Annotated in this window: 25 protein-coding genes; 6 read left to right on the forward strand and 19 right to left on the reverse strand. The window is 70.5% G+C overall.

The window, feature by feature from the left end; translation table 11 throughout:
* Positions 1–7: 7 nt before the first annotated feature.
* The 9 genes from ACIRSU_RS10935 to ACIRSU_RS10975 all read right to left on the reverse strand — a co-directional run bounded on the left by ACIRSU_RS10935 (position 8) and on the right by ACIRSU_RS10975 (position 7,056).
* Positions 8–1,099 carry a PP2C family protein-serine/threonine phosphatase gene (locus ACIRSU_RS10935; protein WP_403790756.1) on the reverse strand — a complete coding sequence of 364 codons (1,092 nt, stop codon included), beginning with the start codon at positions 1,097–1,099 and terminating at the stop codon, positions 8–10.
* A 62-nt stretch (positions 1,100–1,161) separates the two neighbouring features.
* Positions 1,162–1,329, reverse strand: coding sequence for a hypothetical protein (locus ACIRSU_RS10940; RefSeq protein ID WP_403790758.1), 168 nt, complete (start codon positions 1,327–1,329; stop codon positions 1,162–1,164).
* A gap of 19 nt (positions 1,330–1,348) precedes the next feature.
* Complete coding sequence (locus ACIRSU_RS10945; protein ID WP_403790760.1) at positions 1,349–1,705, reverse strand: PRC-barrel domain-containing protein; 357 nt, start codon at positions 1,703–1,705, stop codon at positions 1,349–1,351.
* 131 nt (positions 1,706–1,836) lie between these two features.
* Positions 1,837–2,769, reverse strand: a complete 933-nt coding sequence (locus ACIRSU_RS10950) for a hypothetical protein (protein WP_403790762.1) — start codon at positions 2,767–2,769, stop codon at positions 1,837–1,839.
* Between the two features lie 164 nt (positions 2,770–2,933).
* Positions 2,934–3,752 (reverse strand): SDR family NAD(P)-dependent oxidoreductase, encoded by an 819-nt coding sequence (locus ACIRSU_RS10955; RefSeq protein WP_403790764.1) that lies wholly within the window; start codon positions 3,750–3,752, stop codon positions 2,934–2,936.
* Between the two features lie 152 nt (positions 3,753–3,904).
* Positions 3,905–4,783, reverse strand: coding sequence for a class I SAM-dependent methyltransferase (locus ACIRSU_RS10960; RefSeq protein ID WP_403790766.1), 879 nt, complete (start codon positions 4,781–4,783; stop codon positions 3,905–3,907).
* Positions 4,750–5,394, reverse strand: coding sequence for a cysteine hydrolase family protein (locus ACIRSU_RS10965; protein WP_403790768.1), 645 nt, complete (start codon positions 5,392–5,394; stop codon positions 4,750–4,752). The genes ACIRSU_RS10960 and ACIRSU_RS10965 overlap by 34 nt, the downstream gene beginning before the upstream one ends.
* Complete coding sequence (locus tag ACIRSU_RS10970) at positions 5,391–6,446, reverse strand: isocitrate/isopropylmalate family dehydrogenase (RefSeq protein ID WP_403790770.1); 1,056 nt, start codon at positions 6,444–6,446, stop codon at positions 5,391–5,393. Before ACIRSU_RS10970 ends, ACIRSU_RS10965 begins: the two co-directional genes overlap by 4 nt.
* 76 nt (positions 6,447–6,522) lie before the next feature.
* Positions 6,523–7,056 (reverse strand): EF-hand domain-containing protein, encoded by a 534-nt coding sequence (locus ACIRSU_RS10975; RefSeq protein WP_403790772.1) that lies wholly within the window; start codon positions 7,054–7,056, stop codon positions 6,523–6,525.
* Between the two features lie 157 nt (positions 7,057–7,213).
* On the opposite strand from ACIRSU_RS10975, the gene ACIRSU_RS10980 reads away from it, so the two are divergent.
* The 3 genes from ACIRSU_RS10980 (at position 7,214) to ACIRSU_RS10990 (ending at position 9,783) form a co-directional block, all read left to right on the forward strand.
* Positions 7,214–8,665 (forward strand): phosphotransferase, encoded by a 1,452-nt coding sequence (locus ACIRSU_RS10980; protein WP_403790774.1) that lies wholly within the window; start codon positions 7,214–7,216, stop codon positions 8,663–8,665.
* Between the two features lie 296 nt (positions 8,666–8,961).
* Positions 8,962–9,336 (forward strand): RNHCP domain-containing protein, encoded by a 375-nt coding sequence (locus tag ACIRSU_RS10985; RefSeq protein ID WP_403790776.1) that lies wholly within the window; start codon positions 8,962–8,964, stop codon positions 9,334–9,336.
* 27 nt (positions 9,337–9,363) lie between these two features.
* Positions 9,364–9,783 (forward strand): RNHCP domain-containing protein, encoded by a 420-nt coding sequence (locus ACIRSU_RS10990; protein WP_403790778.1) that lies wholly within the window; start codon positions 9,364–9,366, stop codon positions 9,781–9,783.
* A gap of 193 nt (positions 9,784–9,976) precedes the next feature.
* Here ACIRSU_RS10990 and ACIRSU_RS10995 read toward each other — a convergent pair whose 3' ends face one another.
* Positions 9,977–11,428 carry an MFS transporter gene (locus ACIRSU_RS10995; protein WP_403790780.1) on the reverse strand — a complete coding sequence of 484 codons (1,452 nt, stop codon included), beginning with the start codon at positions 11,426–11,428 and terminating at the stop codon, positions 9,977–9,979.
* A 115-nt stretch (positions 11,429–11,543) separates the two neighbouring features.
* On the opposite strand from ACIRSU_RS10995, the gene ACIRSU_RS11000 reads away from it, so the two are divergent.
* A complete protein-coding gene (locus ACIRSU_RS11000; RefSeq protein WP_403790782.1) occupies positions 11,544–12,476 on the forward strand; it encodes a LysR family transcriptional regulator in 933 nt (310 codons plus the stop codon).
* Positions 12,477–12,553: 77 nt separating this feature from the next.
* On the opposite strand, the gene ACIRSU_RS11005 is transcribed toward ACIRSU_RS11000, so the two are convergent.
* The 9 genes from ACIRSU_RS11005 to ACIRSU_RS11045 form a co-directional block, all read right to left on the reverse strand.
* Positions 12,554–13,216, reverse strand: coding sequence for a methionine ABC transporter permease (locus tag ACIRSU_RS11005; protein WP_403790784.1), 663 nt, complete (start codon positions 13,214–13,216; stop codon positions 12,554–12,556).
* The gene (locus ACIRSU_RS11010) at positions 13,213–14,238 is read right to left on the reverse strand and encodes a methionine ABC transporter ATP-binding protein (RefSeq protein WP_403790786.1); all 1,026 of its coding nucleotides are present in this window, start codon (positions 14,236–14,238) and stop codon (positions 13,213–13,215) included. Before ACIRSU_RS11010 ends, ACIRSU_RS11005 begins: the two co-directional genes overlap by 4 nt.
* Before the next feature lie 74 nt (positions 14,239–14,312).
* A complete protein-coding gene (locus ACIRSU_RS11015) occupies positions 14,313–15,275 on the reverse strand; it encodes a MetQ/NlpA family ABC transporter substrate-binding protein (protein WP_403790788.1) in 963 nt (320 codons plus the stop codon).
* Positions 15,276–15,336: 61 nt separating this feature from the next.
* Positions 15,337–17,028 (reverse strand): dipeptide ABC transporter ATP-binding protein, encoded by a 1,692-nt coding sequence (locus ACIRSU_RS11020; RefSeq protein ID WP_403790790.1) that lies wholly within the window; start codon positions 17,026–17,028, stop codon positions 15,337–15,339.
* On the reverse strand, positions 17,025–18,017 hold the full coding sequence (locus ACIRSU_RS11025; RefSeq protein ID WP_403790792.1) for an ABC transporter permease: 993 nt from the start codon (positions 18,015–18,017) through the stop codon (positions 17,025–17,027). The genes ACIRSU_RS11020 and ACIRSU_RS11025 overlap by 4 nt, the downstream gene beginning before the upstream one ends.
* A 20-nt stretch (positions 18,018–18,037) precedes the next feature.
* Complete coding sequence (locus ACIRSU_RS11030; protein WP_403790794.1) at positions 18,038–19,828, reverse strand: ABC transporter substrate-binding protein; 1,791 nt, start codon at positions 19,826–19,828, stop codon at positions 18,038–18,040.
* 58 nt (positions 19,829–19,886) lie between these two features.
* Positions 19,887–20,813, reverse strand: coding sequence for an ABC transporter permease (locus ACIRSU_RS11035; protein WP_403790796.1), 927 nt, complete (start codon positions 20,811–20,813; stop codon positions 19,887–19,889).
* 495 nt (positions 20,814–21,308) lie between these two features.
* The gene (locus tag ACIRSU_RS11040; protein WP_403790798.1) at positions 21,309–22,343 is read right to left on the reverse strand and encodes an MASE1 domain-containing protein; all 1,035 of its coding nucleotides are present in this window, start codon (positions 22,341–22,343) and stop codon (positions 21,309–21,311) included.
* A 127-nt stretch (positions 22,344–22,470) separates the two neighbouring features.
* A complete protein-coding gene (locus tag ACIRSU_RS11045) occupies positions 22,471–23,313 on the reverse strand; it encodes a PP2C family protein-serine/threonine phosphatase (RefSeq protein WP_403790800.1) in 843 nt (280 codons plus the stop codon).
* A 748-nt stretch (positions 23,314–24,061) separates the two neighbouring features.
* Between ACIRSU_RS11045 and ACIRSU_RS11050 the strand changes: the two genes are divergently transcribed.
* A complete protein-coding gene (locus tag ACIRSU_RS11050) occupies positions 24,062–24,325 on the forward strand; it encodes a TetR family transcriptional regulator (RefSeq protein ID WP_403790802.1) in 264 nt (87 codons plus the stop codon).
* A gap of 37 nt (positions 24,326–24,362) precedes the next feature.
* Complete coding sequence (locus ACIRSU_RS11055; protein WP_403790804.1) at positions 24,363–24,590, forward strand: hypothetical protein; 228 nt, start codon at positions 24,363–24,365, stop codon at positions 24,588–24,590.
* Positions 24,591–24,739 lie beyond the last annotated feature (149 nt).

The following is a 24,739-nucleotide window of genomic DNA, read 5'->3' on the forward strand; positions in this document are numbered from 1 at the left end:
GCATGGCTCACGGCGTCTGCAGGCGTACGGCCAAGGCGGCGATGTCGTCGTCGAGGCTGCCCCTGCTGTGACGGAGGAGTTCGTGGTGCAGGGCCGTGAGCAGATCACGCGGAGGTGTGGGGGGCTGCCGGCGCATCCATTCCGTCAACGGGAAGAACTCACCGTCCCGGGCGCGGGTTTCGGCGATCCCGTCCGTGTAGAGGAGGAGTACCTCGCCGGGAGCGAAGTCGAAGGCGTCCGCGCGGTACGGGGCACCGATCAACTCCGCGAGGCTGAGCAGCGGCGACGGGGCGGACGGCTCGAGGACGCGCACGTTCATCAGGCTGTGGACCAACGGTGGGGGGTGTCCGCAGTTGACGATGGTGATGCGGCTGCCTCGGTGCGGGATCTCGACGAGCAGCGCGGTGGCGAAGCGTTCCATCGGCGCCTCGGGCGGATGGGCGGCGTTGTGCCGGGCGCAGCTGGCGTCGAGCCTGCGGGCGATGTCGGCCATGGAGGCCTCGCCGTGTGCCGCCTCCCGGAAGGCGTTGACGATCGCCGCGGCCGCCCCCACGGCCGGCAGGCCCTTGCCCCGGACGTCGCCGATGAGCAGCCGTACCCCGTACGGGGTGTCGGCCACCTCGTAGAAGTCCCCGCCGATGCGGGCTTCCGCGGCGGCGGCGAGGTACAGCGACTCGATCTCGACGTTCCGGAAGCGGTGCGGCAGGGGCCGCAGCACCACCTGCTGGGCCGCGTCGGCGACGAGCCGTACCTGAAAGAGGGTGCGCTCCCGCTGGAGCCGCACATGGCTTCCGTACGCGGCGGCCACGGTGACCGCGACGATCCCTCCGCACGTCCACCACGTCCCCAGATCGGGGAAGACAAGGCTGAGGCCGACCATCAGAAAGAGGCAGACGGTCCCGAGCAGGACGGTCGGGAGGACCGGCCACATGGCGGCGGCCAGAGCCGGCGCCGCGGGCAGCAGGCGGCTGAACGCCAGCTCCGGCGGGGTGGCGTAGGCCAGACCGGCGATCACGACGGTCAGAATCACCGGCGACAGCCGCACCAGCCTGCCGTGGCCGAGGCTCCGACGGAGCCGCGGCCGTCCGGACTCGATCATGAGTCCCAGCGTATCCGCGAGGGGCCCGCTCAGCGACGTGACGAGCGGGCCCGGGAGGGGCGCTATCGCACGGGGCGACGCCCGGTACGCCGGAACCGGACGGCCCCCAGGGCCAGCGCGGCGACGAACACCAGCACGCCGATCACCAGGAGGTAGAAAAGTCCGTCGGCGACCGCACCGACGATCCCAAGGACGATCGCGGCCACAATGAGCAGCAGTACCCAGACCATCACGGCTTCTTCCTGTGGATCAGCGCCGGGCCAGCCGCCGCTCGCCGCCGGCGCCGGGCTGGTACGCCAGTTTGTAGTGCGCGAAGACGTCCGGTTCCCGCTCGGCCGGCAGCACGCCGTCCGTGTCGATGGCCGGTGCGTCCTTCACCAAGGACCTGCCGAAGGGGACCTTCAGGTAGCCGGGCCCGACCGTGGCGTCGTCGAGGGGCACGAACACCAGCCGGTGCCGCGTGGGAAGCCCGACGGTCACTGTCGCGAACGACGGTTCGTCGGTCGCGGTGTCCACGTAGACCGACTCGAGCGTGCCGATCTTCTTCCCGTCCGCGTCGACGACGTCGTGCTCGCGCCACTCCCGGATGTCGGCGACCTGGATCATCTGTCAGCCTCCGTTCGCTGCCCGGACTCCATCATGTGACTGACGACGACATTTCGCCCGTGGATGGCTCCGGACGACACCGCCGACACCGCGACACCGGACCACGTGTCTTCCGCCCTGTGCGGCCGGGACTAGGGAACGCGTACGGACTCGGGAACGCGCACGGGCTCCGGCGCGTGGCTCTCGGGCTCCGGCGCGTGGCTCTCCGGGGCTCCGAACCAGGCCACCGCCACCGCGCCCGTGACCGCCAGGACGAAGCCGAGGACGGCCAGCCAGGTGAAGCCCGGGCGGGAGGCGTCTCCCAGCCACCACACACCGATCATCCCCGGCAGCACGGTCTCGCCGACCACGAGAGCTGCCGTCGCCCCGTTCACCGAGCCGACTTGCAGCGCGACCGTGTGCAGGTACATCCCGCCGACGCCGGCCACAACGATCGCGTACAGCGCCGGGTCCGTCAGGACGGTGCCCGGCTCGAAGGGGTCGATGCCGTTCAGGATCCGCACCCCGACACCGAGCGCGCCGAAGCCGAGACCCGACAGAAGGCCTGCGAGGATCGCCGCCCGGGCGCCGAGCACCCGTACCAGGACCGTGCCGCCGACCATCAGCAGCAGCGAGACGGCGAGCAGCCACCAGTGCGTGGAGATCGGGGTGCGCCCGCTGCCTTCCGGGCCCGCCGCGCTCGCCAGCAGCACCAGGGCCGAGCAGACCACACCGATCGAGGTCCACTCCGCGCGGGTCAGCCGAATGCCCAGCAACCTCACGCCGAGGACGGCCGTGATGACCAGATTGGCGCTGATCACCGTCTGCGAGAGGAAGAGCGGGAGCATACGGGCGGCGAGCGCGCCGAGGCCGAAGCCGACGAAGTCCAGAATCGTGCCTCCGACGAACTCCCAGGTCATCGCGGCTTTCGCGGTCGACGACAGACTCGGCCCGCCGTGCTGGGTGAGCTGCCCCGCCGCGGCCGCCTCGCGCCGGGCGGACCTGCGGGAGCCGAGCGCCTGCAGTACCGATCCCGTGCCGTAGCAGATCGAGGCGGCGACGGCGGTCAGCAGTCCTATGAGCACCAGCAGGCTCCCTTCACACGGGGCTCGGTCCGCCCGGTTCGTTCTCCGCTAGGCAGACGTCGTATCGGCCTCCCGCGTTGCCTCCGACCTCCGACCTGCGACCTCCGACATCCGCCATCCGGCCTCCGACATCCGATCTCGGGCGGCGCGATGCCGTATGACCGTCAGGCGCGCGGGACGCGCGGCTCCAGCCGGAACTCGAAGCCGAGGGTGCCCGGGTCCAGTGCGGTTGCGCCGCCGTCGACGGTGAGCACCGCACCGTTCACGAACGAGGCGGCGGGCGACAGCAGCCAGGCGACGGCCTCCGCGACCTCTTGCGGCTCACCGGGCCGCCCGGCCGGCAGGACGCGGGTCACCTCGTCGTACGCCGCCTCCAGACCGTTCCCGTCCAGGCCGGCCTCGTCGGCGAACCGGTTCATTCGGCGGTCCGCCATGTCGGTGCGCACCCAACTCGGGCACACGGTGTTGGCGCGCAGCCCCGCGCCCCCGTAGTCGACCGCGAGCGAGCTGCACAGCTGGAGCAGCGCAGCCTTGGAGGTGGCGTAGGCGGCGTTCCCGACACCGTTGCGCAGGGCGGACACCGAGGCCACCGCGACCACCGCGCCGCGGGCGTCGAGCAGGTGCGGGAGCGCGGCGCGCAGCAGCAGGAACGGACCGGTGAGGTTGGTCCGCATGACCTCGTCCCAGTCCTCCAGGGTCACCTCGCCCACCCCGCCGCCCCGCCCGATGCCGGCGTTGAGCACCAGACCGTCGAGCCGTCCGTACGTGCCGACCACCGTCTCGACGAGGGAGGCCACCGCGGCGGGGTCCCCGACGTCCGACGGTACGGGCAGGGCGCCGGTCTCCTCCGCGACCAGCCGCAGCGGCTCGGGCCGGCGCCCGGACACGGCCACCTTGTGTCCCGCCCGGGCCAAGGTCCGCGCGGTCGCGGCCCCGATCCCCGTTCCGCCCCCGGTCACCAGGTACACGCGCTCGTCCGCCATGTCTCAGGCCTCTCCCTCGTCTCGCCCGCCGTCCCCCGTCCCGGTGATCTTAGGGGGGAGCGGAAGGCGGCCCGGTAGACCCGCGGGGAGACGCCGGTGCGGCGCGCGAGGTGCCGGCGTAAGGGTGAAGCGGCACCGAACCCGGGTGCGCGTCACGGGCTGGGCTTGTGGGCGAGGATCCAACGGTTGGCGGCGAGGGCGTCGTCCGGTTCGGGGAGCGGGCCGCGGCCGTGGTGGCGGCTGAAGTCGAACGGGGTGTGCACCCGGGTGGACCAGCCGCGTCCGGCGAGGTCGGCGCGGGTGTCCGGCCGGGGTTCGCCGTCGAACAGGGCGAGCAGGTCGACGCCGATGCGGAGGCGGGCGGCCGTGTAGACCGGGTGGGAACGGACGGCGTCCGACTCAAGGCCCAGTTTGACCTCGTAGGCCAGCGTGCTGCCGCCGGCGCTGAGCCGGTCGACCGTGTCGACGAGGGACCGCTCGGCGGCGGACGGCAGGTAGAGCAGCAGACCCTCGGCCAGCCAGGCCGTCGGTGCCTCGGACCGGAAGCCCGCCGCGAGCAGCGCCTCCGCCCAGTCCTCCCGCAGGTCGACCGCCACGGGGGCCCGGCGGGCCGCCGGTGTGGCGTCCCGCCGGTCGAGCACGTCCTGCTTGAAGGCCAGGACACCGGGCCGGTCGAGCTCGAAGACGGTGCACCCGAGCGGCCAGTCCAGCCGGAACGCCCGGGTGTCCAGGCCGGCCCCGAGCAGGACGACCTGGCGGGCACCGGCCCGGGCGGAGGCGAGGAGGTGGTCGTCCAGGACCCTGGTGCGCAGGCCGAAGTAGCGGCCGAGACGACCCCAGAGCGGGTCGGCCTCGCCGCCTCGGACCTGCCGTGGGTGGACCGGCCAGTGCGCGGAGGCGCGGGCCGCGCGGACGAAGTGCTCGGCGTACCGGTCCGCGGCCAGCGCGTCGGGGCGGTGGGTCTCGATCGCCCGGGCCGCCGCGACCATCAGCGCGGTCAGACCGACGCCGGACTCGACTCCTGTGCCCATGCGTCATCCTCTCCCGGGTTGCGCGTCCACTCGGCGGTCCGGTCGTGGGTGGTGACGCGGGCGCCGTAGACCCGGCTCATGAACCGCAGGACCGACTCGTCGGGCAGGTGGAGTGCCGTGGTGCAGTCCCGCAGCACGGTGACGTGATAGCCCTTCTGGAAGGCGGTGCGGGCCGTGGAGTCCACGCAGACATCGGCGAACAGGCCCGTGAAGACGAGATGCCCGACCCCGCCGTCGACGAGGTGCCGCTCGAACCCGTCGGCGAGGAAGGCGTCGAAGCACGCGTGCTTGGTGAACACCGCCTCGCCCGGGGCCGGTTCCACCCGGTGGAACTCCGCACCCCAGCTGCCGTCCAGACACTTCGGGCGCTTGCCCTGAAGGGCGTCGCGGTGCTGCCAGCTCGCCCCTTGCAGGTGGACGTCGCCGAGGAAGCGGACGAACACGACCTCGAGTCCGTCGGCGCGGGCAGCCGCGACGGCCCGCTCGGTGTGGGCCGCCACCCGCTCCAGGCGGGCGGGGTCTCCAGGGAAGCGGGCGGTGGCGACCGGGCCGGCGCAGAAGTCGTTCTGCAGGTCGACGACGACCAAGGCCGTGCTGCTCGGGGCGCTCATGGGCGGGGTCGCTGTTCGAGCGCGTCGAGCAGGGCGGTGACCATCGCCCCGGTGGAGTCCCGACCACCGAGGTCCGGTGTGCGGACGCCCCGGTCGAGCACGGCGGCCAGCGCCGTCTCCACGGCGGCGACCGCGCCCCGGCAGCCGGCGTGCCGCTCCGCGATCAGCGCCGCCGCCCGCACGGTCGCGGTGGGGTTGACGGTGCCGGTCCCCTCCAGGTCGTCGGCTGATCCGTGCACCGTCTGGTACTCGACCAGGCCGTTCAGCTCCGGGTGCAGGTAGACGTTCTCCGTGCAGCGGTTCTCCTGCCGCTCGGAGCCGAACCGGTCGAGCAGCACCACGTGCATGATGTCGGCCCACTCGTTGCCGGCGACGATGACGGTGCGGTCCGCGAGGCCGTGCGTGATCATGTTGCGGTTCACGGTGTCGGGCTGGAACAGCCGGGCGTCGACACCGGTCCGGGTCCTGAAGTCGGCCACCCAGTCGTCGAGGGCGCCGTCCAGGAGATGGAACTTGTAGGCCATCAGCACCTGGTCCGGCCCTTCCCCGGGCCACTCCTCCCCGGCCCGATCGACCGCGAACCGGAGGATCTTCTCGGTGATCTCCCGGCTGAACTCCATGGTGCGGGTCACCGAACCGGACGCGTGCCGGTTCTCCCCGGTGTAGAAGCCCTGGGCCTGGTCCCGGACGAGCAGGACCGAGGCGTCCCCGGTTGCGAGCGTCTCGACCTTGACCGCCTGCAGGCGTTGGCGCACCAGGTAGAGGGACTGGGCGTTGATCGCCGTACGGAACACGGCGGCGGTGCCGAGCCGTGCCTGCTCGCGGCAGAACCGCTCGTAGTGGACGGCGTCGTCTTCGGTGAGCCGGGCGATCTTCCCGACGTCCCCCTCCTCGACCTTGAGCGAGACGTACGAGTGGTACGTGCGCGGGGACCGTACGAGCTCGACATCCGTCCCCCACAGGTGCCCGATCCTGCCCAGTACCTGCTCGAAGACGGCGGCGAGTTCCGCCCCCGTGCCTCGGCCGACGGCGAGTCCGATGACCGGCTTCACCCTGTTCTCCTCCTGCGGTGTCCATGGCGTCCCGGGACGGCCTGCTCCGCCCCGGGACCTTGTCGAGCGGGCTGTGTCAGGCGGTCGGGGCGCCGACCAGGTGGTCACCCGGGATTCCCGCCATGTCCGGCGCGTAGAAGTCCTTGATGCCGGCTTCCCAGGTGGCCACGGGGATGCGGTCCTCGGCGTCGGGGCCGAAGGCGTCGAAGAGGGCGTGGATGTTGGCGTCCTCGAAGCCGATGGCCGTCATCAGCGACACGAACAGCGGGCGCTCGATCAGGCCGTCCTTGTCGGGGTCGCCGAGTGCGGCGAGAGCCTTGGCGAAGTCGGCGACGGTGGGGCCGAAGCGGGCGGGGTCGAGTACGAACGGGCGGAACTCCTCGAGGGTGATCACACCGTCGCCGTTGGCGTCCAGCTCGTCGGCCAGCGTCGTCCAGTAGCGGTTGAACGCGGCCCGCATGGCGTCCTTGGCACCGTCGTCCGAAGCGTCGGCCGCCTTCAGCACGTGGCTCGTCATGAGGTCGAAGTCGTCGGAGTCGATGACTCCGTTGCCATTGGCGTCGAAGAGAGAGAAGACCAGCTCGACCCGCTGGGTGGCCTCGGTTCGCATGTCCGTCACCTGTCTTGTGAGGCCCGTTGGTCCCGGGCCTGGCTCAATGCGTGCCTCCACGTAACCGTGTCGCGGGAGAGGGGTGACGGTGGCGCGGTCCCTGCTACCGGAAAGAGTGAGTCCGTCAACCATCAGTCCGGGCGGGTTGGACGGGACCGTGCGACCGGTCGAGGCCGTCTTGCCCGGCGTCGGCCCGGGTTCCGGCTGCGCCGTCACGGCCGACCAGGCGCGCCGGATCGCCGCCGAGCACTTCGGGCTCACGGCGCACGCCGAATCGCTCGGCAGCCGGCAGGACGCCAACTTCCTCCTGACTTACGACGACGGATCGCCCGCGGCCGTACTCAAGATCGCGAACCAGGCCTTCACCACGACCGAGATCGACGCCCAGGACACCGCCGCCGACCTGATCGCCGACGCGCAGCCCGGGCTGCGGCCGGCGACCGTCCTGCGTGACGCCGACGGCAACCGCAGGGCGGCGGCCGTGGACACCGACAGCGGTCCCGTCACCGCCCGGCTGCTCCGGCACGTGCCCGGCGGGACGCTCTCGGGGCCGCGCCACCTCCCACCCCGGACGGTCGCCGCCATGGGCCGCATCGCCGGCCAGGTCAGCACCACCCTGAGCGGCTTCCGGCACCCGGGGCTGGACCGCGTACTGCAGTGGGACCCCCGCCACGCCGAGCGCGTCGTCGGACAGCTCCTGGAGCACGTCACCGAGGCGGACCGGCGTACCGCCGTATGGTCCGCGGCCACGGAGGCATGGGCCGCGCTGCTGGAGGTCGCCGACCGGCTTCCGCGCCAGGCCGTACACCTGGACCTCACCGACGACAACCTCGTCCGCTCGCCCGACAACCCGCTCCCGCTCCCCGACGGCATCATCGACTTCGGCGACCTCACGGACACCTGGGCGGTGTGCGAGCTCGCGATACCGCTGTCCTCGATGCTCCACCACGACGGTATGGAACCGCACCACGTCCTGCCCGCGGTCCGCGCCTTCCACGAGACTCGCCCGCTCTCGGCCCCCGGCCATCTGGCCGTCACCTGCGGCCCGTACGCCCTGCAGCTCTCCTTCCCCGACGCCGTCCGGCCGGCCCCCACCGCCGACGCGCCGGTACGTGCCGGTGACCCGCTGGCCGCCCTCCCGGCGGGCACCCGGTTCCACGTCTCGCTCCAGGAGCAGGCCGTATCGGCTGTCCCGCCGCTGGTCAGGCCCGAGTACGCCCCCGGCTGGCTCGCCCTCACGGCCGATCCCGCCCCGCTGCTCGGCCTGCCGACATCCGCCACCGCACCGCAGCCCGACCTCCTCGCCCGCCGTGAGGCGGCCTTCGCCCCGGTCCAGGAGCACTACTACGCCAACCCGCCCCGCATGGAACGCGGTTGGCGGCACCACATGATCTCCGCCGAGGGCCGGTCGTACCTCGACATGGTCAACAACGTCACCCCGCTCGGCCACGCCCATCCCAGATCAAGCCCCCGCTGTGCATCGACGCCCCCGCCGTCGACTTCTTCACCAGCACCCTCGACCGGGCCCTGTCCGAACTCGGGCACCGAGGAACCGAATGACCGGCCTCGCCCTCCGGGGCCGTCCCCGGTGGGCGGAATAATCCGTTGACGCCCCCGGAAGGCGCCCTGTTAGCCTGGCGGAGTCGTTCTGATTCGTTCTGGGCCTGTGCGCCCTGGAAAAGGGTGTTTGATGACCCGGCCTGCGCCGAGTGCGCCTCGCCACACCGCGTAACCGTCCGCCGCTTTCCGCCACCCGTTCCTCCGGGCGGCTGCCGGACGTTTCCTCCGGTGCTCCGACCTGCCTGTACGCCGTCCCACGACGTCATCGGGCTGCCCTCTGACGAGGCCACTCGGCCTGCTCTTGCTGCTTTTGACCACTTCCCATTCCCAGCAAGGAGCACCCGGGTGTCCAGCCACACCACCAACACCAGCAACAACACTCTCGGCCTCAGCACCTTCGCCTGCGCGTGGTGCGGTCTGACCGTGTCCGCGTACGCCGCCGACGGCGCGCCGCGCAACCACTGCCCGTCCTGCCTGCACTCCCGGCACGTCCTCGACCACGTCGAGGGCGGCCCGAGCGACTGTGAGGGCCGGATGTCACCGATCGCCATCGCCGTGCTCCGCACCGGTGACTGGATGGTGATCCACCGCTGCGTGCGCTGCGACGAGCTCACCTCCAACCCGGCCCGCGGCGACGACAACCAGCTCATCCTGATGCGCATGGCGGTCCGCCCGTTGGCCCAACCGCCTTTCCCGCTCGAAGCGTTCGGAACCCTCTGACCGCCCGAGAAGGAAAGGAGCACCACCGTGTCACGCAACAACCGCGGTAACCGTGGACGGCGTCGTCCGCAGCGGCACAAGGACGTCCTGCACACCCAGGGCGGCCACCGGGCAGGCGACTTCCGGTGCGTTTCCTGCCGGCTCGACGTCCCCCTGGACGCCCCCGGCACCGCGCACCGCAACCACTGCCCCAACTGCCTGGCCAGCCTGCATGTCGACCGGAAGATCCCCGGCGACCGCGACTCCGACTGCCGCGGCCGGATGGAGGCGCTGGGCATGTCCGTCCGCCCGGACGGCGAGTGGATGATCATCCACCAGTGCGCCACCTGCGGCGAGCTCTCCGCCAACCGCATCGCGGGCGACGACAACCCGCTCGCCCTGGTCCGCCTCGCCCTCAGGCCCCTCGCCGACCCCAAGGCCGCCGGCCGCGCCCTCCTCGCCCTGTGACCCGGGGCGGCGGCCACCGGCGGAGCACGCCTTCCCCGATGGCCGGCGCCGTCAACGCCTACCAGCCCGAACAGTCAAACCAAACGCGGCAGAGCCCCGATCTTCGGTTCGGGGCTCTGCCCTCGCCCTGCTCACTCATCAGGCGAGAGGGCGGCCAAGTCCGCGGCACGGGACGGTCCGCTGGGTTCGGCAGTCAGCGGGAGACAGCGGCGTCGGTGTGCTCAGCGACAGCGTCTGCCGGCACAGCCGCCACACCGCCCTGCCGGGAGCGCAGGCCGAAGGCGCTGATGCCGGCGGCGATGACGGCTGCCGCGAACGGGACGAGCAGACCGGCCCGGTAGCCGTCGAGGAGGGCTCCGGGAGTCTCCGCGCGAGTGGCGGCCACGCTCGCGGCGGTGACGGCGGAGAGGCCGAGCGCGGCACCGAACTGGAAGGCGGTGTAGAGCAGACCACCCGCGAGTCCCTGCTCTTCCTCCGCGATCCCCTCCGTGGCCACGATGGTGAGGGGTCCGTACGCCAGGGAGAAGGCGAGACCGAGCACGATCAGGCTCGGGAACATCGTCGCGTAGCTCCAGTCCGCTCCGACCGGGAGGAACAGCCCGTAGGAGAGCGCCGCGAGCACCAGACCGCCCAGGATCACCCTGGCGTTGCCGAAGCGGTCGACCAGCCGTGGTGTGAGGGTCGGCGAGAGAATCGCATCGATGCCGATGACCAGCATCGCGAAGCTGGTCTCCAGCGTCGACCAGCCACGCAGTTCCTGGAGATACAGCACCACCAGGAACTGGAAACCGAAGAATCCGGCAGCGAACAGCATCGCCGAAAGGTTGGCCCGCACCAGGGAGCCGTGACGCAGGATATTCAGGCGCACGAGAGGCTCGGCGGACCGCCGTTCGATGACGAGGAAGGCCACGAGGAACGCCAGCCCGGCCAGCAACGTACCAGCGCTGACGGCCGCCCCGGCATGGGCGGCACGCTCGACGCCCAGCACGATCAGCACGAGGGCAGCGGTGACGGTGAGCGCGCCGGCCACGTCCACGCGCTTGCCGAGTCTGTCGGGCCGCGCCGACCGGGGGACGAACACGAGGGCCGCGACGAGGATGAGGAGGGAGAGTACGACCGGGGCGAAGAACACCCATCGCCAGTCGACGGCGGTGAGCAGCCCGCCGGCGACCAGACCGATCGTGAAGCCCCCCGCGGCGGTGCCGGAGTAGACGAGCAGTGCCTTGTTCCGCTCCGGCCCCTCGGCAAAGCCCGTCGTGATGATGGACAGACCGGCCGGAGTCATGAAGGCTGCGGCGACGCCCGTGACGAACCGGGCGAGGATCAGCGTCCACCCCTCCGTGGCGAAGCCGCCGAGCCCGGAGAACAGCAGGAAGACAGTGAGCCAGAGGACGAATATCTGACGGCGTCCGAACAGATCGGCGGCCCGTCCGCCGAGGAGCATGAAGCCGCCGTAACCGAGTACGTAGGCGCTCATGACCCATTGCAGCTCACCGGTGGACAGTCCCAGATCGGCGCGGATCGACGGCAGGGCCACGTTGAGCATGGCCACATCGATGCCTTCGAGGAAGATCGCGCCGCACAGGACGAGCAGGATGCCCCACTTGCGCGCGCTCAGCCTGCCCGAAGTACTCAAGGCACTCATGACGATGTGCTCCATCCGGAGTGAGAGGTGTTGTCGGTGCCCCAAGCCTTCGCCACAGCCGACGCGGGAACAACAGCGGTCATCGCAACGTTCGGTCAGCCAGGCTTACCGATCCATGCCTGCACGTATCCCGGAGACGTCTGTGGACCAGAGCGAACTCGACTGCTTTCTCGTACTCGCCGAAGAGCTGCACTTCGGACGTACCGCCACCCGGCTGCATCTCTCCCGCGCCCGGGTGAGTCAGCTCATCCAGAAGCTGGAGCGCCGCGTCGGAGCGCCTCTGTTCACCCGTACGAGCCGGCGTGTGACCCTTACCGCTCTGGGGGCCCGCCTCCGCGACGACCTCGAACCGCACTACCGCGGAATCGAGGACGCCCTGGCGCGGGCCGTCACGTCGGCACGCAGTATCGCGGGAGTCCTCCACGTCGGATTCTCCACGCCCCTGGCCGGGGAGATGGTGATGAAGGCGACCGAGAAGCTGCGCACCCACCATCCGGAAATCACCGTCGAGGTATGCGAGGTACCGCTGTCCGACCCGTACGGAATGCTGCGCAAAGGCGAGTTCGACGTCCAGTTGACCGACTTTCCCGTGCGCGAGGACGACCTGACCCGCGGCCCCACGCTCCTCGTGGAGGACAGGGTCCTTGCCGTCGCGGCCGGGCATCCTCTGGCCGGACGGAACGGGGTGACACTCGAGGATCTGGCCGGTATGCCGCTGCTGACCATCGCGGGAGACATTCCGGAGTACTGGCGGGAACATCGGCTGCCGACGCGCACCCCCAGCGGCAGACCCATCGGACAGGGACCGTCCGTCACCAACTTCCAGGAGGCACTGACGCTCGTCGGCGGCGGCAAGGGAGCCCTGCTGACAGGGGCCCACATCGCTCTCTACTACGGCCGCCCTGGAATCTCCTACGTCCCCGTGGAGGGTGACACGCCTCTCGGATACGGGCTGATGTGGCGGTCCGGCGGCGGCACCCGGGCGATAGAGCTCTTCGGCCGTATGACCCGCGAGATCGCCCGGACCATGGCGGCTACCGCCATCTGACGGCTCGGCCGGCAGCCGCGGGGGTCCACGTCTCAGGCGCAAGGCCGGCGGATCGCGATGCCGTGGCCGTCCCGGTGTCACCGCCGCAGTGTTCTTCCCGCCAGCCAGTTGCCCAGGAACTGCGCCAGTTGCACGAGGAACACGATGGTGAGTACGGCGATCCAGGTCACCGTCCAGTTGAAGCGCTGGTAGCCGTAGGCGATGGCGAAGTTCCCGAGGCCTCCGCCGCCGACCGCGCCGGCGATCGCGGTCGCGTCGACCACGGAGACGAAGACGAAGGTGTAGCCGAGGATGAGGGGGCCCAGCGCCTCGGGGATGAGGAGGGTGGTGATGATGCGTGCCGGGCCGGCGCCCATGGACCGGGCCGCCTCGATCACTCCGGCGTCGATGGTGACCAGGTTCTGTTCGACGACGCGGGAGATGCCGAAGGTGGCGGCGACGATGAGCGGGAACGTCGCGGCGGCGGTGCCGATGGTGGTGCCCACCACCCTCAGGGTCAGCGGGCCCACGGCGGTGATGAAGATGATGAAGGGAATGGGCCTGACGAAGTTCACCAGAAGGTTCAGGGCCGTGTGGACAGGCGTGTTCTGCAGCAGTCCTCCGCGGCGCGTCGTGTACAGCAGGATGCCGAGGAGCAGGCCGAGGAAGCCGCCGAAGACCATCGTGACGGCGACCATCCACAGGGTCTGGCCTATGGACGTCGTGAAGACCGGCCAGAGCGTGGTCCAGTCCGTGTTCATGCGTGCACCTCCACCGTGGCCACCGTGCGCAGACCGGCCACTGCCGTCTCGATGTCCCGCTCCGCTCCGGACAGAGCGAGGGTGACGGTGCCGAACGAGCGGCCCTGCAGGGTGTCGATCCCGCCGTGCACGATCTCGAAACGGAGGTCGTGCCGCCGCACGGCGTCGGTCAGGACCTGGCCCATCACGGCGTCGCCGTCGACCGTGACGGAGACGAGGGAGCCTTCGTGCTGCTTCCGGAGCCGTGCCACGTCGTCCGCGTCGGGGCGGTTCCTCAGCACCGTCTCCACGAGACGGCGGCCGGTGTCGGTCCGGGGTGCGGAGAAGACGTCGTAGACCGTGCCGACCTCGACGAGCCTGCCCGCGTCCAGTACAGCCACCCGGTCGGCGATGCTCCGTACCACGTCCATCTCGTGGGTGACGACCACGACGGTCACTCCCAGTTCGGAGTTGACGCGCCGGAGCAGCCGCAGAACGTCCTGGGTGGTCTCGGGATCCAGCGCGCTGGTCGATTCGTCGGCCAGCAGGATCGCAGGGTTGGCGGCCAGCGCCCGTGCGATGCCGACCCGCTGTTTCTGCCCACCGCTGAGCTGGTCGGGATAGGCCCATGCCTTGTCGGTCAGGCCGACGAAGGCGAGGAGTTCGGCGACCCGGGCCCGCTGTCTCTCCTTGGGCCAGCCCGCCAGCTTCAGAGGGTAGGCCACATTTCCGAACACCGTCCGGGAGCGGAACAGGTTGAACTGCTGGAAGATCATGCCGATTCGTGAGCGGATGCGCCGGAGGTCCTTCTCGCTCTGCTCGGTGATCACCACGCCGTCGACGGTCACCGTGCCCGAGGTGGCGTGTTCGAGCGCGTTGATCAGCCGCACCAGCGTGCTCTTCCCCGCGCCGGAGTGTCCGATGATCGCGAAGATCTCCCCCGCTTCGATCTCCAGGTCGATCGAGTCGAGCGCGGAGACGGTCGTCGATCGTGAGGTGAAGGTCTTGCTGACGTCGCGAAGTTCTATGAGTGGTGGTGCCATGAGTCCCTGTTTCGAGTCGGACCTGAGTGCGACGGGGGCGTCCGCGTCGGACGCCCCCGTCTTTCGCGCTGCCGTCAGTGCGCCGCGCGCACCGTCTTCTCCAGAGAGGCGAGGATGCGTTCGAGGTCGGCCTGCGGACGGTCCACGGCCACCGCCGTTCCCTTGGAGGCGTCGATCGCCGCCTTCTTCACCGCCGCTTCGTGGTAGAGCTTGGCGATCTTCAGATAGGTGGGGTTGTTCTTGTCGGCCGCCCGGGCGACGAAGACGTTGATGTACGGCTCGGCCTCGGGCTTCGACGGATCGTCGCCGTACAGCGCCTTCGACGGATCGAGCTTGGCGTCCAGGGCGAAGTTGTTGTTGATCACGGCCGCGTCCACGGACGGCAGCGAGGCGACGGTCTGGGAGGCGTCCACGGGGGTGACCGCGACCTTCGAGGCCGCGGTGTCCACGTCCGCGGGCGTCGCGAGCACCGACCCGCCGCCCTTCAGCTTCAGCAGTCCGGCCTGCTGGAGCACGAGCAGCGCCCGGGCCTGGTTGGTCGGGTCGTGGGGGATCGCCACCCGGCCGTGCTCCGGGATGTCCTGCAGCGCCGTGTGCTTCTTCGAGTAGAGGCTCAGGGGTACGACGACGGTCGACCCGATCGGTGTCAGGGTGTCCTTGTCGGCGACGTTGTGGTTCGCGAGGAACAGCAGGTGCTGGAAGAGGTTCAGGTCGATCTGCTTCTGCGACAGCGCCGGATTCGCCTGCGTGTAGTCGGTGAAGTTGACCAGCTCGATGTCGATGCCCTCCTCGGCGGCGCGCCGGGTCAGGACGGGCCAGAAGTCCGAACTCTGGTCGGTCGTACCGATCTTCACGGTGACGCGCCCGGAGGCGTCGGCCCGCGAGGAGCCACCCGTGAAGTGGGAGACCAGCACGGCCACCGCCGCGATCACGGCCACGGCGGCGATGGAGAGCCCGGTGATCAACCCGTTCCTTCTCTCCGCCGGGTTGTCGGGAAGCTCGGGGACGGAGCCGGGCTCGGTCGGGGTGTTCGTCATGAGGGGTCCTTCTGATGGGGGAGAGGCGTTCGTCCTGTCCGTGACGGGGCCACGGTGGTGTTCAGACCTGCTGCGCGGGTCGGCCGGCAGCGGGCAGGAGGTGGTGCGGGAACGCGGCAAGCAGTTGTCTCGTGTAGGGGGCGGCCGGTGAGTCGAAGACGGTGTCCCTCGGACCCGCCTCCACCAGTTCGCCCTGGTTCAGGACCGCGATCCGGTCGCAGAAGTGCCGTACCACCGCCAGGTCGTGGGAGATGAAGAGCAGCGACAGGCCGAGCTCCTCACGCAGATCCATCAGGAGGTTGAGGACCTGCGCCTGGACCGACACGTCCAGTGCGGACACCGGCTCGTCGGCGATGACCAGACGCGGTCGGACGGCCAACGCCCGGGCGATGCCGATGCGTTGACGCTGGCCTCCGGAGAACTCGTGGGGGTGGCGGGAGAGGTGGGACGGGGACAGGCCCACCTGTTCCAGGAGTTCCGCCGCCCGCTTCCTGCGCTCCGCCCGGTCCAGGTCCGTGTGGAGGCGCAGGGGCGTGGTGACGATCTGCTCCACCGTGTGGCGCGGGTTCAGCGACGCGTACGGGTCCTGGAAGACCAGTTGGACGTCCCGGCTCAGCTCGCGGCGCAGACGCGTGTCCGTCGCCGCCCCGGAGACGTCCCGGCCGTCGAAGAGGACCTCCCCGCTCGTGGGGCGGCGCAGGCCGGTCAGGACCCGCGCGATGGTGGACTTGCCCGAGCCGGACTCGCCCACCAGGCCCAGGGTCTCCCCGCGTGCCACGTGGAGGCTCACGCCCTTCACCGCGGTGTGGGGGCGGGCGCGACGGCGGCCCGGGTAGTCCACGCGCAGTTCGCGCACCTCGGCCAGGACTCCGGGATCGGGGGCGGCGCGGAGGCGGGCCTTGGTACGTGGCTTCGGCTCCGGGTCGTCGACCGTGGGAAGGCGGGTGCCGGGGACGGTGTCCAGGGTGGGAGCCGCTCCGATGAGGGCCTTGGTGTAGGGGTGGGCGGGGGTGGCCAGGAGGCGTCCGGTGGGGCCTTCTTCGAGTGCCTCGCCGTCGCGCATCACCAGCATGCGGTCGCATGTCTTCGCCACCACGCCCACGTCGTGCGTGATGAGGAGCATGGCCGTCCCGGCCTCCGACTGGAGTTCGCGGATCAGGTCGAGGACCTGGTGCTGGACTCGGGCGTCCAGTGCCGTGGTCGGTTCGTCGGCGATCAGGACGCCCGGGTCGTTGATCAACGCCATGGCGATGACGACGCGTTGGCGCATGCCGCCCGAGAGGTGATGGGGGTGGTCCGAGGCGCGGGCCGCTGGGATGCCCACCCGCTCCAGCATGGCCGCCGCCCGTTCCCTCGCCTCCCCGCGGCCGGCCCGCGGGTGGTGGATGCGGTACGCCTCCGCCACCTGGGCGCCGATGGTGTGGTACGGCGACAGGGCGTCCAGGGCGTCCTGGAAGACCATCGCGACACGGGCGCCCCTGACCGTCTTCAGGACCGCTTCGGGCGCGCCCACGAGATCGAGGCCGTCGCCCCCGAGCCGTACGCTGCCCCGGACGCGGGTGCGCGCCGGGTCGTGGAGGGCCAGCGCGGCCAGGCCGATCGTCGACTTGCCCGACCCCGACTCCCCGACGAGGCCCAGGACTTCACCCGGTTCCACGTCGAAGGAGACGTCCCGGACCGCGGAGACCGGGCCGCGCGCCGTGCGGAAGGTGACCGCCAGGTCGCGGACGCTCAATGCGGGTCGATCGCTCATGCGAGCCTCACTCGGGGATCCAGCCAGGCCACCACCAGGTCGGCCACGGCCACGAACACGACGACGAAGAAGGCGGCGACGAGGACGGTACCGACGACGGTGGGCAGGTCGTTGCCGGTCACCGCGTCCACGGCCAGCTTGCCGACGCCGCCGAGACCGAACACGGTCTCCGTGATGAACGCGCCCCCGAGCAGCGCCCCGACCTCCAGGCCGAGCAGCTGCACCAGTGGGCCGGCCGCGCCGCGCGCGGTGTACTTCAGGTGGGTACGCAGGGTGCCCAGGCCCTTGGCGCGAGCCGTGCGGACGTACCCGTGGTGCATGGTCTCCAGCATCTGCGAGCGGGTGAGACGGGCGTAGACGGCGGCGTTGACGAAGCCGAGCACCAGCCACGGCAGGACCAGCCCCAGGGCCCACTGGCCGGGCTGGTCGGCGAACGGCACGTAACGCGGGGGCGCGAACAGGCCGGTGGAGTAGACGAGCAGGAACTGGAGCACGTAACCGAGGAAGTAGATCTGCACACTGGCGCCCAGCAGATTGAAGCCGGACAGCAGACGGTCGGTCGCCCTGCCCCGGCGCAGCGCCGCCGCCAGGCCCGAGCCGACGCCGAGGACCAGGATCACCGCGAGGGCGCCGACCGCGATCGAGACGGTCACCGGGAGACGGTCCTCGATGGCGGCGAGGACGGGCTGGTGGAGGGTGTAGGAGTAGCCGAGGCAGGGGGCGGGGCAGGGGATCGGGGTGCCGTCGACGTCCGCGATGGTGCGGCCGGTGACGATGCCGCCGGCGTAGTCGGTGAACTGGGAGACGAGCGGCTGGTCGAGTCCCATGCTCGTGCGAACGGCCGCGAGCTGGGCGGAGGTGCACTTGGGACCGCAGGCGATCAGAGCCGGGTCGGAGGGGGCGGCGTAGAAGAGCCCGAAGGCCGTGGCGGTGATCGCGAAGAGCACCGCCACGGCCTGCGCGACCCTCTTGATGAGGTAACGGGTCATGGTCGCAGGAGGCCAGGAGCTCAGGAGTTCTTGACGTACACGTCGGCCAGGGCCGTGACGCCGTAGATCGGGTGGATGGCGGCGCCGCCGATCTTCTCGCCACGGAACTGGGAGATGCTCTTGTAGAGGAAGGGCACCACGGGGACGTCCTTCATGACCGTCTCCTCCAGACCGATCAGCTCCTCGGCCTTCTTCTGGGCGTCACCGATCCTCGCGATGCGGGCCAGCTCCTCGTCCACCTGCGGGTTGCCGTAGCGGATGGTGTTGGACACCGCGTCCAGGTGGCTCTCGTAGCCGAGGGGAAGCAGGGTCGACGGGGTGGGCCAGTCCACGGAGTTGGTGGACAGGAACAGGTCGTACGGGCTGTCCTCGCCGCCGAAGATCTGGTCGTTGAACGCGCCGGGCTGAAGGCCCTTCAGCACGAGCTTGATCCCGGCCTTGGCGAAGGCGTCGGCGAGGACCTGGGCGACCTGGTCGTCCGCCGGGCTGTCGGTGGGGTACGCGTACGTCAGCTTGGTGACCCGCGTCTTCGCCCTGGCCAGGTGTTCCTTGGCCTTGGCGATGTCGCCGGCGGGGGCGACGGGGTAGAGGTCGTACTTCTTCCAGCCGACGACGGCCGGCGAGGAGAGGGTGGTCGCGAAGTCGCCGGCGTAACGGCCGCCGAGGACCTGGCGGGCCTGCTCGCGCGGGAAGAGGTAGTGGATGGCCTTGCGGACCTCGGGATCGGTGACCCGGTCGTTCCTGATGTACAGGTCCTGGGTGTAGGCGCCCTTGCTGCCGGAGACGACGAGCTTGCGCTTGGCGGGGTCGCGTTCGACCGTCGAGATCAGCTCCGGCGGCAGCTGGTCCTTGGTGGTGAGCGTGGTCGCACCGGTGCCCTGGCCGGTGAGCACCTCCTGCGCGGTGTTGAGGGCCTCCTTGCCGAAGGTGAACTCGAAGCGGTCCGGGTAGGCGTGCCGGATCGAGTCCGTCTCCGGCTTCCAGTACGGGTTGCGCTCCAGGGTGAGGCTCTGGTTCTGCTTGTGCTCGACGATCTTGTACGGCCCGGTGGCGAAGGGCTTCACGTCGTAGCCGGTGCCCGTGTCCTTGTCCTCGCGGACCGGCGAGGAGGAGGACTGGGCGGCCATGTACGGCACGTCGGACTGCGGCTGGGGGAAGTGGAAGACGATGGTCTTGTCATCGGGCGTCTCGATCGCCTTGAGGTCGCCGTCCTTCTTGGGGCCGCCGTACCTCTTCACCGCCTCGGTGAGGTCCTTGGTGCCGGTGAGCCAGGGCTGCCAGTAGGTGGGGCCGACCTCGAAGCCGGGCGCGAAGGTGCGCTCGATGCCGTACTTGACCTGCTGCGCGGTGACGGGCTTGCCGTCCTCCCAGGCGATGCCGTCCTTCAGGTGGTACGTCCAGGTGCGGCCGCCGTCGGAGGAGGTGCCGGTGTCGGTCGCGAGGTCGCCGACCAACCGGGGCCTGCCGTCGATGATCTGGTACTGCGTCAGCTGTCGGCCCCACAGCAGGGAGGTGCTGTACCGCTCGCCGGCGTAGATCTTCTGCGGGTCGAGGTGCGGGAAGTCCGCCTGGTTGGCGACGGTGACGGTTCCGCCCCTGCGGGCGCCGGGGATCTCGGGGGCGGGGCCCTGGCTGTCCTTAGCGGTGCCGAGGGTGGTGGTCAGGCGCTGGCCGCTCTTTGCGGCGGTGCTGTTCCTGCCCTGCCCGGCGCCTGTTCCCGCGCCCGCACCTGCGGAGCAGGAGCACAGCAGCAGGGCGGCGGTGGTGGCGAGAGCCGGGACGGCTGCGGCGCGCAGGGTGATTGCGGGCATGACGAACTCCGTTGTGTCGTGCGGGTGTTGCGGATGAGGGTGAGGGAAGGTGCGGGGCTCAGCGGACGGTGTGCGGATCGAGTGCGTCCCGCACGGCGTCGCCGAGGAGGTTGAAGGCGAGGACGAAGACGAGGAGCGAGGCGCCGGGGAAGACCATGTACGTGGGGTCGTCGTAGAAGACGTCGGCACCCCGGGAGATCATGCGACCCCAGTCGGGGATGGGCTCGTTGACGCCGACTCCCAGGAAGGACAGCGCGGCCTCGGTGGTGACCATCGCGGGCACGGTGAGGGTGATGTGCACCAGGACCGGCGCCCAGACGTTCGGCAGCAGTTCGCGGAAGACGATGTGCCGTCGGCTCGCGCCGAGGGCCCGGGCCGCCTCGACGAACTCCCGCTCGCGCAGGGACCGTACGACGGTGCGCAGCACCATCGCGAGCGGCACCCAGCCGAAGGCGGAGAAGACCAGGATGAGAACGGTGAACTGCATCCAGGAGGGCTCGTTCTCGTCGGGTGCGACGAAGCGGGTCTGGATGACCGGGCCCAGGGTGAGCAGGAACAGCAGGCTCGGAAAGGCGAGCAGGACGTTGCAGACGAAGGTGAACGCCCGGTCGGCGAGCCCGCTGAGATAACCCACGGCCACTCCGACGACCACGCCGATGACGGCGACGACGGCGGCCGAAGTGACGGCGATCAGCAGCGAGGTGCGGATGCCGTACAGGAGTTGGGCGAGGACGTCGCGGCCGAGGCCGGGCTCGATGCCGAACCAGTGCTCGGCCGAGAGGCCGCCGTTGGGCAGCAGGGGCAGGCCCTCCGGACTCAGCAGGCCGACATCGTTCTGGCCGTAGTGCTCGGTCGGGTTCTTGCCGTAGAGGGCGGTGAGCAGGGGAGCCGCGAGGGCGAGGAACACGAAGAACCCGACGACGCAGAACGAGACGATTCCGACCCGATCACGCCGGAACGCGTCCACCTTCGATACCGCTGCCACGCTGCCGCACTCCCGCTCGCTCGGGGCGCGCCGAATGTGGAGGAACGCCCTGGATCACCTCGGAGACGGTGTCGCCGCTCCGGACATCGAGCATTAGATCGAAAGATCGATTCGGTCGCAACGCATCGGATTCGAAGGTTGATTAACCATATTGCCTTGGATGTCTAGAGTGTTTCTCTGTTCATGTTGCCGCAATGGAAATGCTCACCAATCACCTTGAATCGCCCGAGCACGAGAGACAGGCATCACAGCCGGCGAGCCAGGGACAAGACGTACGGCGGTGACAGCGGAGGCAAACAGTCGCCCCGGGCGCAGCGGTCCCCATGCCCGCGCCCGCCGGTCTCCGGACCGGCCTGCTCCTCCCCGTCGGCCTCGGCCCCGTCATCGACGACGGTGACGACGAGGACGCCGAGAGCGCCTCTCGTCCCCCGTGCCAACGGCCCGACCGTGAGCGCCGCAGCCACCGTCGGGCGGATCCGTCGCGGACGCGGAAGGTCACGGACCCCGGTGTCCGCCGGGTGGGGCTGCCTGGCTCTCGGGGGGCTCGGGCGGGGGCCCGGCGGGGGGACCCGGCGACGGCTCGCCCGCCGCGAGGTGCTCCAGGACCTCCGCCAGTTCCTCGCAGGCGCGGCGCACCGAACGGCGGGTCGCACGCTGCTCGGTGATGACGGAGGCGAGGAGCAGGGCGGTCAGGGCGGCGGAACCGTTGAACATCTGGAGCTTGACCATGATCTCGACGTCCGACAGGTGGAGGAACGCGCCCCGGTCGGAGATCGCCTCGAAGGTGGCGAACACGGACGCGAAGAGCGCGCACAGCACGCTGCCGGCGAGCTGGAAGCGGAGTGCTGCCCAGACCAGCAGGGGGAAGACGAGGAAGAGCAGGCTCATCGGGCTGAGCACGGCCAGAGGGACGAGAACCAGGGTCGTCAGCCCCAGAAAGGCCGCCTCCTTCCAGCGCCGTACCCGGAACCGTCCGGCCGGCCCCGCGAGTACGAGCAGGAGCGGAGCGACGAGCAGAACCCCCATCGTGTCGCCCGCCCACCAGGCCAGCCACACGGCCCAGAACTCGCTCCTGTCCAGGGAGCCAGTCACCACCTGCAGTCCGACCCCCGCGGTCGCGCTGATCAGCATGGCGCCGAAGCCGCCGAGGAAGACCAGCGAGAGTCCGTCCCGCAGCCGCGCCATGTCAAGCCGGAAACCGACCCGTCTGAGCAGCAGGCAGGCGCAGAGCGGCGCGACGGTGTTGCTCACCACGGTGACCACTGTGGTGGGCCCTGGGGTGGTGAGGGAGGCGATGACGAGGAAGGAGCCGAGGGCGATCCCGGGCCAGACCCGCGCGCCGAACAGCAGCAGGGCGGCGACGGCGACGCCGGTGGGCGGCCAGATGGGGGTGGCCACCACGCCTTCGACGACGAGGCGGCCCAGCAGGCCGAGCCGTCCGGCCGCGTAGTAGCAGACCGCCACGGCCAGCGAAATCAGGGCCGCCTCGGTAAAGGGCCGGAACTGCCGAATAACCAACACGCCAGCCATCAGACACCGGCCGGGCCGCCACGACCGGGAAAGGACCCCTGCGTGTCGGGCGCCGCCGTACGGCACGAGTCCGGACCGGCTGGTGGAGTCCGGACCGGCCCGAGGCGGGGCGGGCCTCTCGCACCCCTCACCCCTCGGTCTTCGGCCGGGCCGGACCGCCGTCATGGCCGACGACCAGGACGGCTGCGTCGTCCTCGTGCCCCACCGTGGCCGCCAGCTTCATGACGGAGGTGGCGAGCGCGTCGACGTCCAGCCCGGCGACGGCGGTGATCCCGGCGAGCCGCATCACCCGGTCCAGACCCTCGTCGACGTGGAGCGAGGGCCCCTCCACCACCCCGTCGGTCAGGAGGACGAAGACACCGTCGGCCGTGAGCCGGTGGCGCGTGGCCGGGTAGTCGACGTCGCGGAGCACACCGAGCGGAGGCCCGCCCTCGCTGTCGTCGATGCCGGAGCGGCCGTCGGTGGTGGCCCAGATGTAGGGGATGTGACCGGCCCGGGCGCACTCCAGGGTGCCGGCAGCGGGGTCGAGCCGCAGGAAGGTGCAGGTGGCGAAGAGGTCGGCGCCCAGAGAGATCAGCAGGTCGTTGGTGCGACCGAGCAGCTCTCCCGGGTCTCCGGTGACGGAGGCCAGCGCGCGCAGTGCCACGCGGACCTGTCCCATGAAGGCGGCGGCCTCGATGTTGTGCCCCTGCACGTCACCGATGGACATGCCGATCCGCCCGCCGGGCAGGGAGAAGGCGTCGTACCAGTCACCGCCGACGTTGAGCCCGTGGTTGGCGGGCTCATAGCGGACGGCCAGCCGGGCGCCCGGAAAACTGGGCAGGTCCGAGGGCAGCATGCCGCGCTGCAGGGCCACGGCGAGCTCGACACGGGAACGCTGCGTCTCGGCCAACTCCCGAGCCGTGGCGGTCAGCGACGCGAGCCGGGCCAGAAGGTCCTCGCTGTTGTCGGCCGGCCGTCTGCGGAACATCGATCACTCCGACGTCACGACAATCCTCGCATCACTCTGTCCCGTCTCCAGCACACGGGACCACGGGGGACCACCTCGGTACGAACAGGTCCTTCCCCACTCTGCCCGGAGGGCACGACGCCCGCATCTCATCGACCCCGCTCCCCGGCATCGAGGGCCTGAGCATCGACCCTGCACCCCGGCATCGAGGGCCTGAGCGTGGCTGAGCACGAACCCCTCGATCCCGGACTCGGGCAGCCCGGCCGCTACCCGAATCCCGGATCGGGGCCCGCCCGCCGACGCCGGCGGCCTCATCGAGGCACCACGGACACTCGCCCGCCACGCCCACACCCGTTGCCGGCCGACAGAAAGGATCAAGGTGCCCGTCGCTCCGCCCCGCCCGCAGCAGGCCGCGCGGCGCGAGCTCACGAATCCATCCGCTCACGTCGCCCATTGGCCTGGCCACCTCCGCGGAACCGAAGCGCAGCGACCAGTCCCTGCCGCCGAGCGCACCCGCAGTCAACAAGTACAACGGACACCAGACATGAAGCGCTCCTGGTCTGATGGAGGCTCGACTCCCTGCGCAGGCCCAGGGATGTGGGTGCACCTCCGTGCCCAGCTGTGCACGGACATCGACCGTGTGCCTGTGGAGGACGCGTCAGTCCTGTGGCCCGAGGAGGGGATGCGGCGGCCACGGATCGGGGCGGGACTCACGTGTCAGAATGGATGTGCCCGTTCTTCGTCCGGTTTTCATCATCGAGGTTCTTCCGTGTCCCAGCCCGTTGGCCGTGTTCCGCAGCGACGCAATGCACGGTCCAATCGGGCGCGCATCCTGGCCACCGCGCGCCAGGAGCTCGGACGGAACCCCGACACCACTCTGGAGGAACTGGCGCGCGCCTCCGGTGTCGTCAGGCGCACTCTTTTCGGGCACTTCCCCGGACGGGCGGCGCTCCTGGAGGCGCTGGCCGAGGAGGCCGCCGAGACTCTCCAGGCCGCAGCGGCGGGCCGGGGTGAAGGCGACGGACCCGGCTGAGCAGGCACTCGCGCGCTTCTCGCTGTCGATGTGGCCGGTGGGCGACCGATACCGGATGCTCCTGGCGCTGGCCCAACGGGACTTGGGCATGGAACGGGTCGCCGAGATCCTCGAGCCCGCCCGCGTCAAGGTCACCGCCATTCTGGAACGGGGGCAGCGGGACGGCGTCTTCCACTCCCACCTGCCGCCCGCGGTCATGGGTGCCGCTCTGGAGGCGATGACGGTCGCCCTGCTGGAAGAGGTCAACACCGGCGCACGTCAGTAGGCGGTGACCAGCAGGGTCCGGTAGCGCTTCTCCCCGACGTGGGACCAGGTGGCCGCGCTGCGGGACTTCATCCATGGCCGGAACACGGATAGCTTTGGCGCATGACCGAATCGGCTTAGGCTTCGCTCTCCTCGTAGGTGAGGTTCCGC

It is taken from the genome of Streptomyces sp. NPDC101160 (genome assembly GCF_044768205.1).
Lineage (GTDB): Bacteria > Actinomycetota > Actinomycetes > Streptomycetales > Streptomycetaceae > Streptomyces.

Excerpts from the sequence above, each read along its gene's own strand:
- ACIRSU_RS10945 (WP_403790760.1), bottom strand. The coding sequence starts at position 1,705 with ATGATCCAGGTCGCCGACATCCGGGAGTGGCGCGAGCACGACGTCGTC.
- ACIRSU_RS10965 (WP_403790768.1), bottom strand. The coding sequence starts at position 5,394 with ATGAGCGCCCCGAGCAGCACGGCCTTGGTCGTCGTCGACCTGCAGAAC.
- ACIRSU_RS10955 (WP_403790764.1), bottom strand. The coding sequence starts at position 3,752 with ATGGCGGACGAGCGCGTGTACCTGGTGACCGGGGGCGGAACGGGGATC.
- ACIRSU_RS11000 (WP_403790782.1), top strand. The coding sequence starts at position 11,544 with ATGCCTGCACGTATCCCGGAGACGTCTGTGGACCAGAGCGAACTCGAC.
- ACIRSU_RS11045 (WP_403790800.1), bottom strand. The coding sequence starts at position 23,313 with ATGTTCCGCAGACGGCCGGCCGACAACAGCGAGGACCTTCTGGCCCGG.
- ACIRSU_RS10935 (WP_403790756.1), bottom strand. The coding sequence starts at position 1,099 with ATGATCGAGTCCGGACGGCCGCGGCTCCGTCGGAGCCTCGGCCACGGC.
- ACIRSU_RS11040 (WP_403790798.1), bottom strand. The coding sequence starts at position 22,343 with ATGGCTGGCGTGTTGGTTATTCGGCAGTTCCGGCCCTTTACCGAGGCG.
- ACIRSU_RS11015 (WP_403790788.1), bottom strand. The coding sequence starts at position 15,275 with ATGACGAACACCCCGACCGAGCCCGGCTCCGTCCCCGAGCTTCCCGAC.
- ACIRSU_RS10940 (WP_403790758.1), bottom strand. The coding sequence starts at position 1,329 with ATGGTCTGGGTACTGCTGCTCATTGTGGCCGCGATCGTCCTTGGGATC.
- ACIRSU_RS11025 (WP_403790792.1), bottom strand. The coding sequence starts at position 18,017 with ATGACCCGTTACCTCATCAAGAGGGTCGCGCAGGCCGTGGCGGTGCTC.
- ACIRSU_RS10995 (WP_403790780.1), bottom strand. The coding sequence starts at position 11,428 with ATGAGTGCCTTGAGTACTTCGGGCAGGCTGAGCGCGCGCAAGTGGGGC.
- ACIRSU_RS11005 (WP_403790784.1), bottom strand. The coding sequence starts at position 13,216 with ATGAACACGGACTGGACCACGCTCTGGCCGGTCTTCACGACGTCCATA.
- ACIRSU_RS10960 (WP_403790766.1), bottom strand. The coding sequence starts at position 4,783 with ATGGGCACAGGAGTCGAGTCCGGCGTCGGTCTGACCGCGCTGATGGTC.
- ACIRSU_RS10975 (WP_403790772.1), bottom strand. The coding sequence starts at position 7,056 with ATGCGAACCGAGGCCACCCAGCGGGTCGAGCTGGTCTTCTCTCTCTTC.
- ACIRSU_RS11010 (WP_403790786.1), bottom strand. The coding sequence starts at position 14,238 with ATGGCACCACCACTCATAGAACTTCGCGACGTCAGCAAGACCTTCACC.
- ACIRSU_RS11020 (WP_403790790.1), bottom strand. The coding sequence starts at position 17,028 with ATGAGCGATCGACCCGCATTGAGCGTCCGCGACCTGGCGGTCACCTTC.
- ACIRSU_RS11030 (WP_403790794.1), bottom strand. The coding sequence starts at position 19,828 with ATGCCCGCAATCACCCTGCGCGCCGCAGCCGTCCCGGCTCTCGCCACC.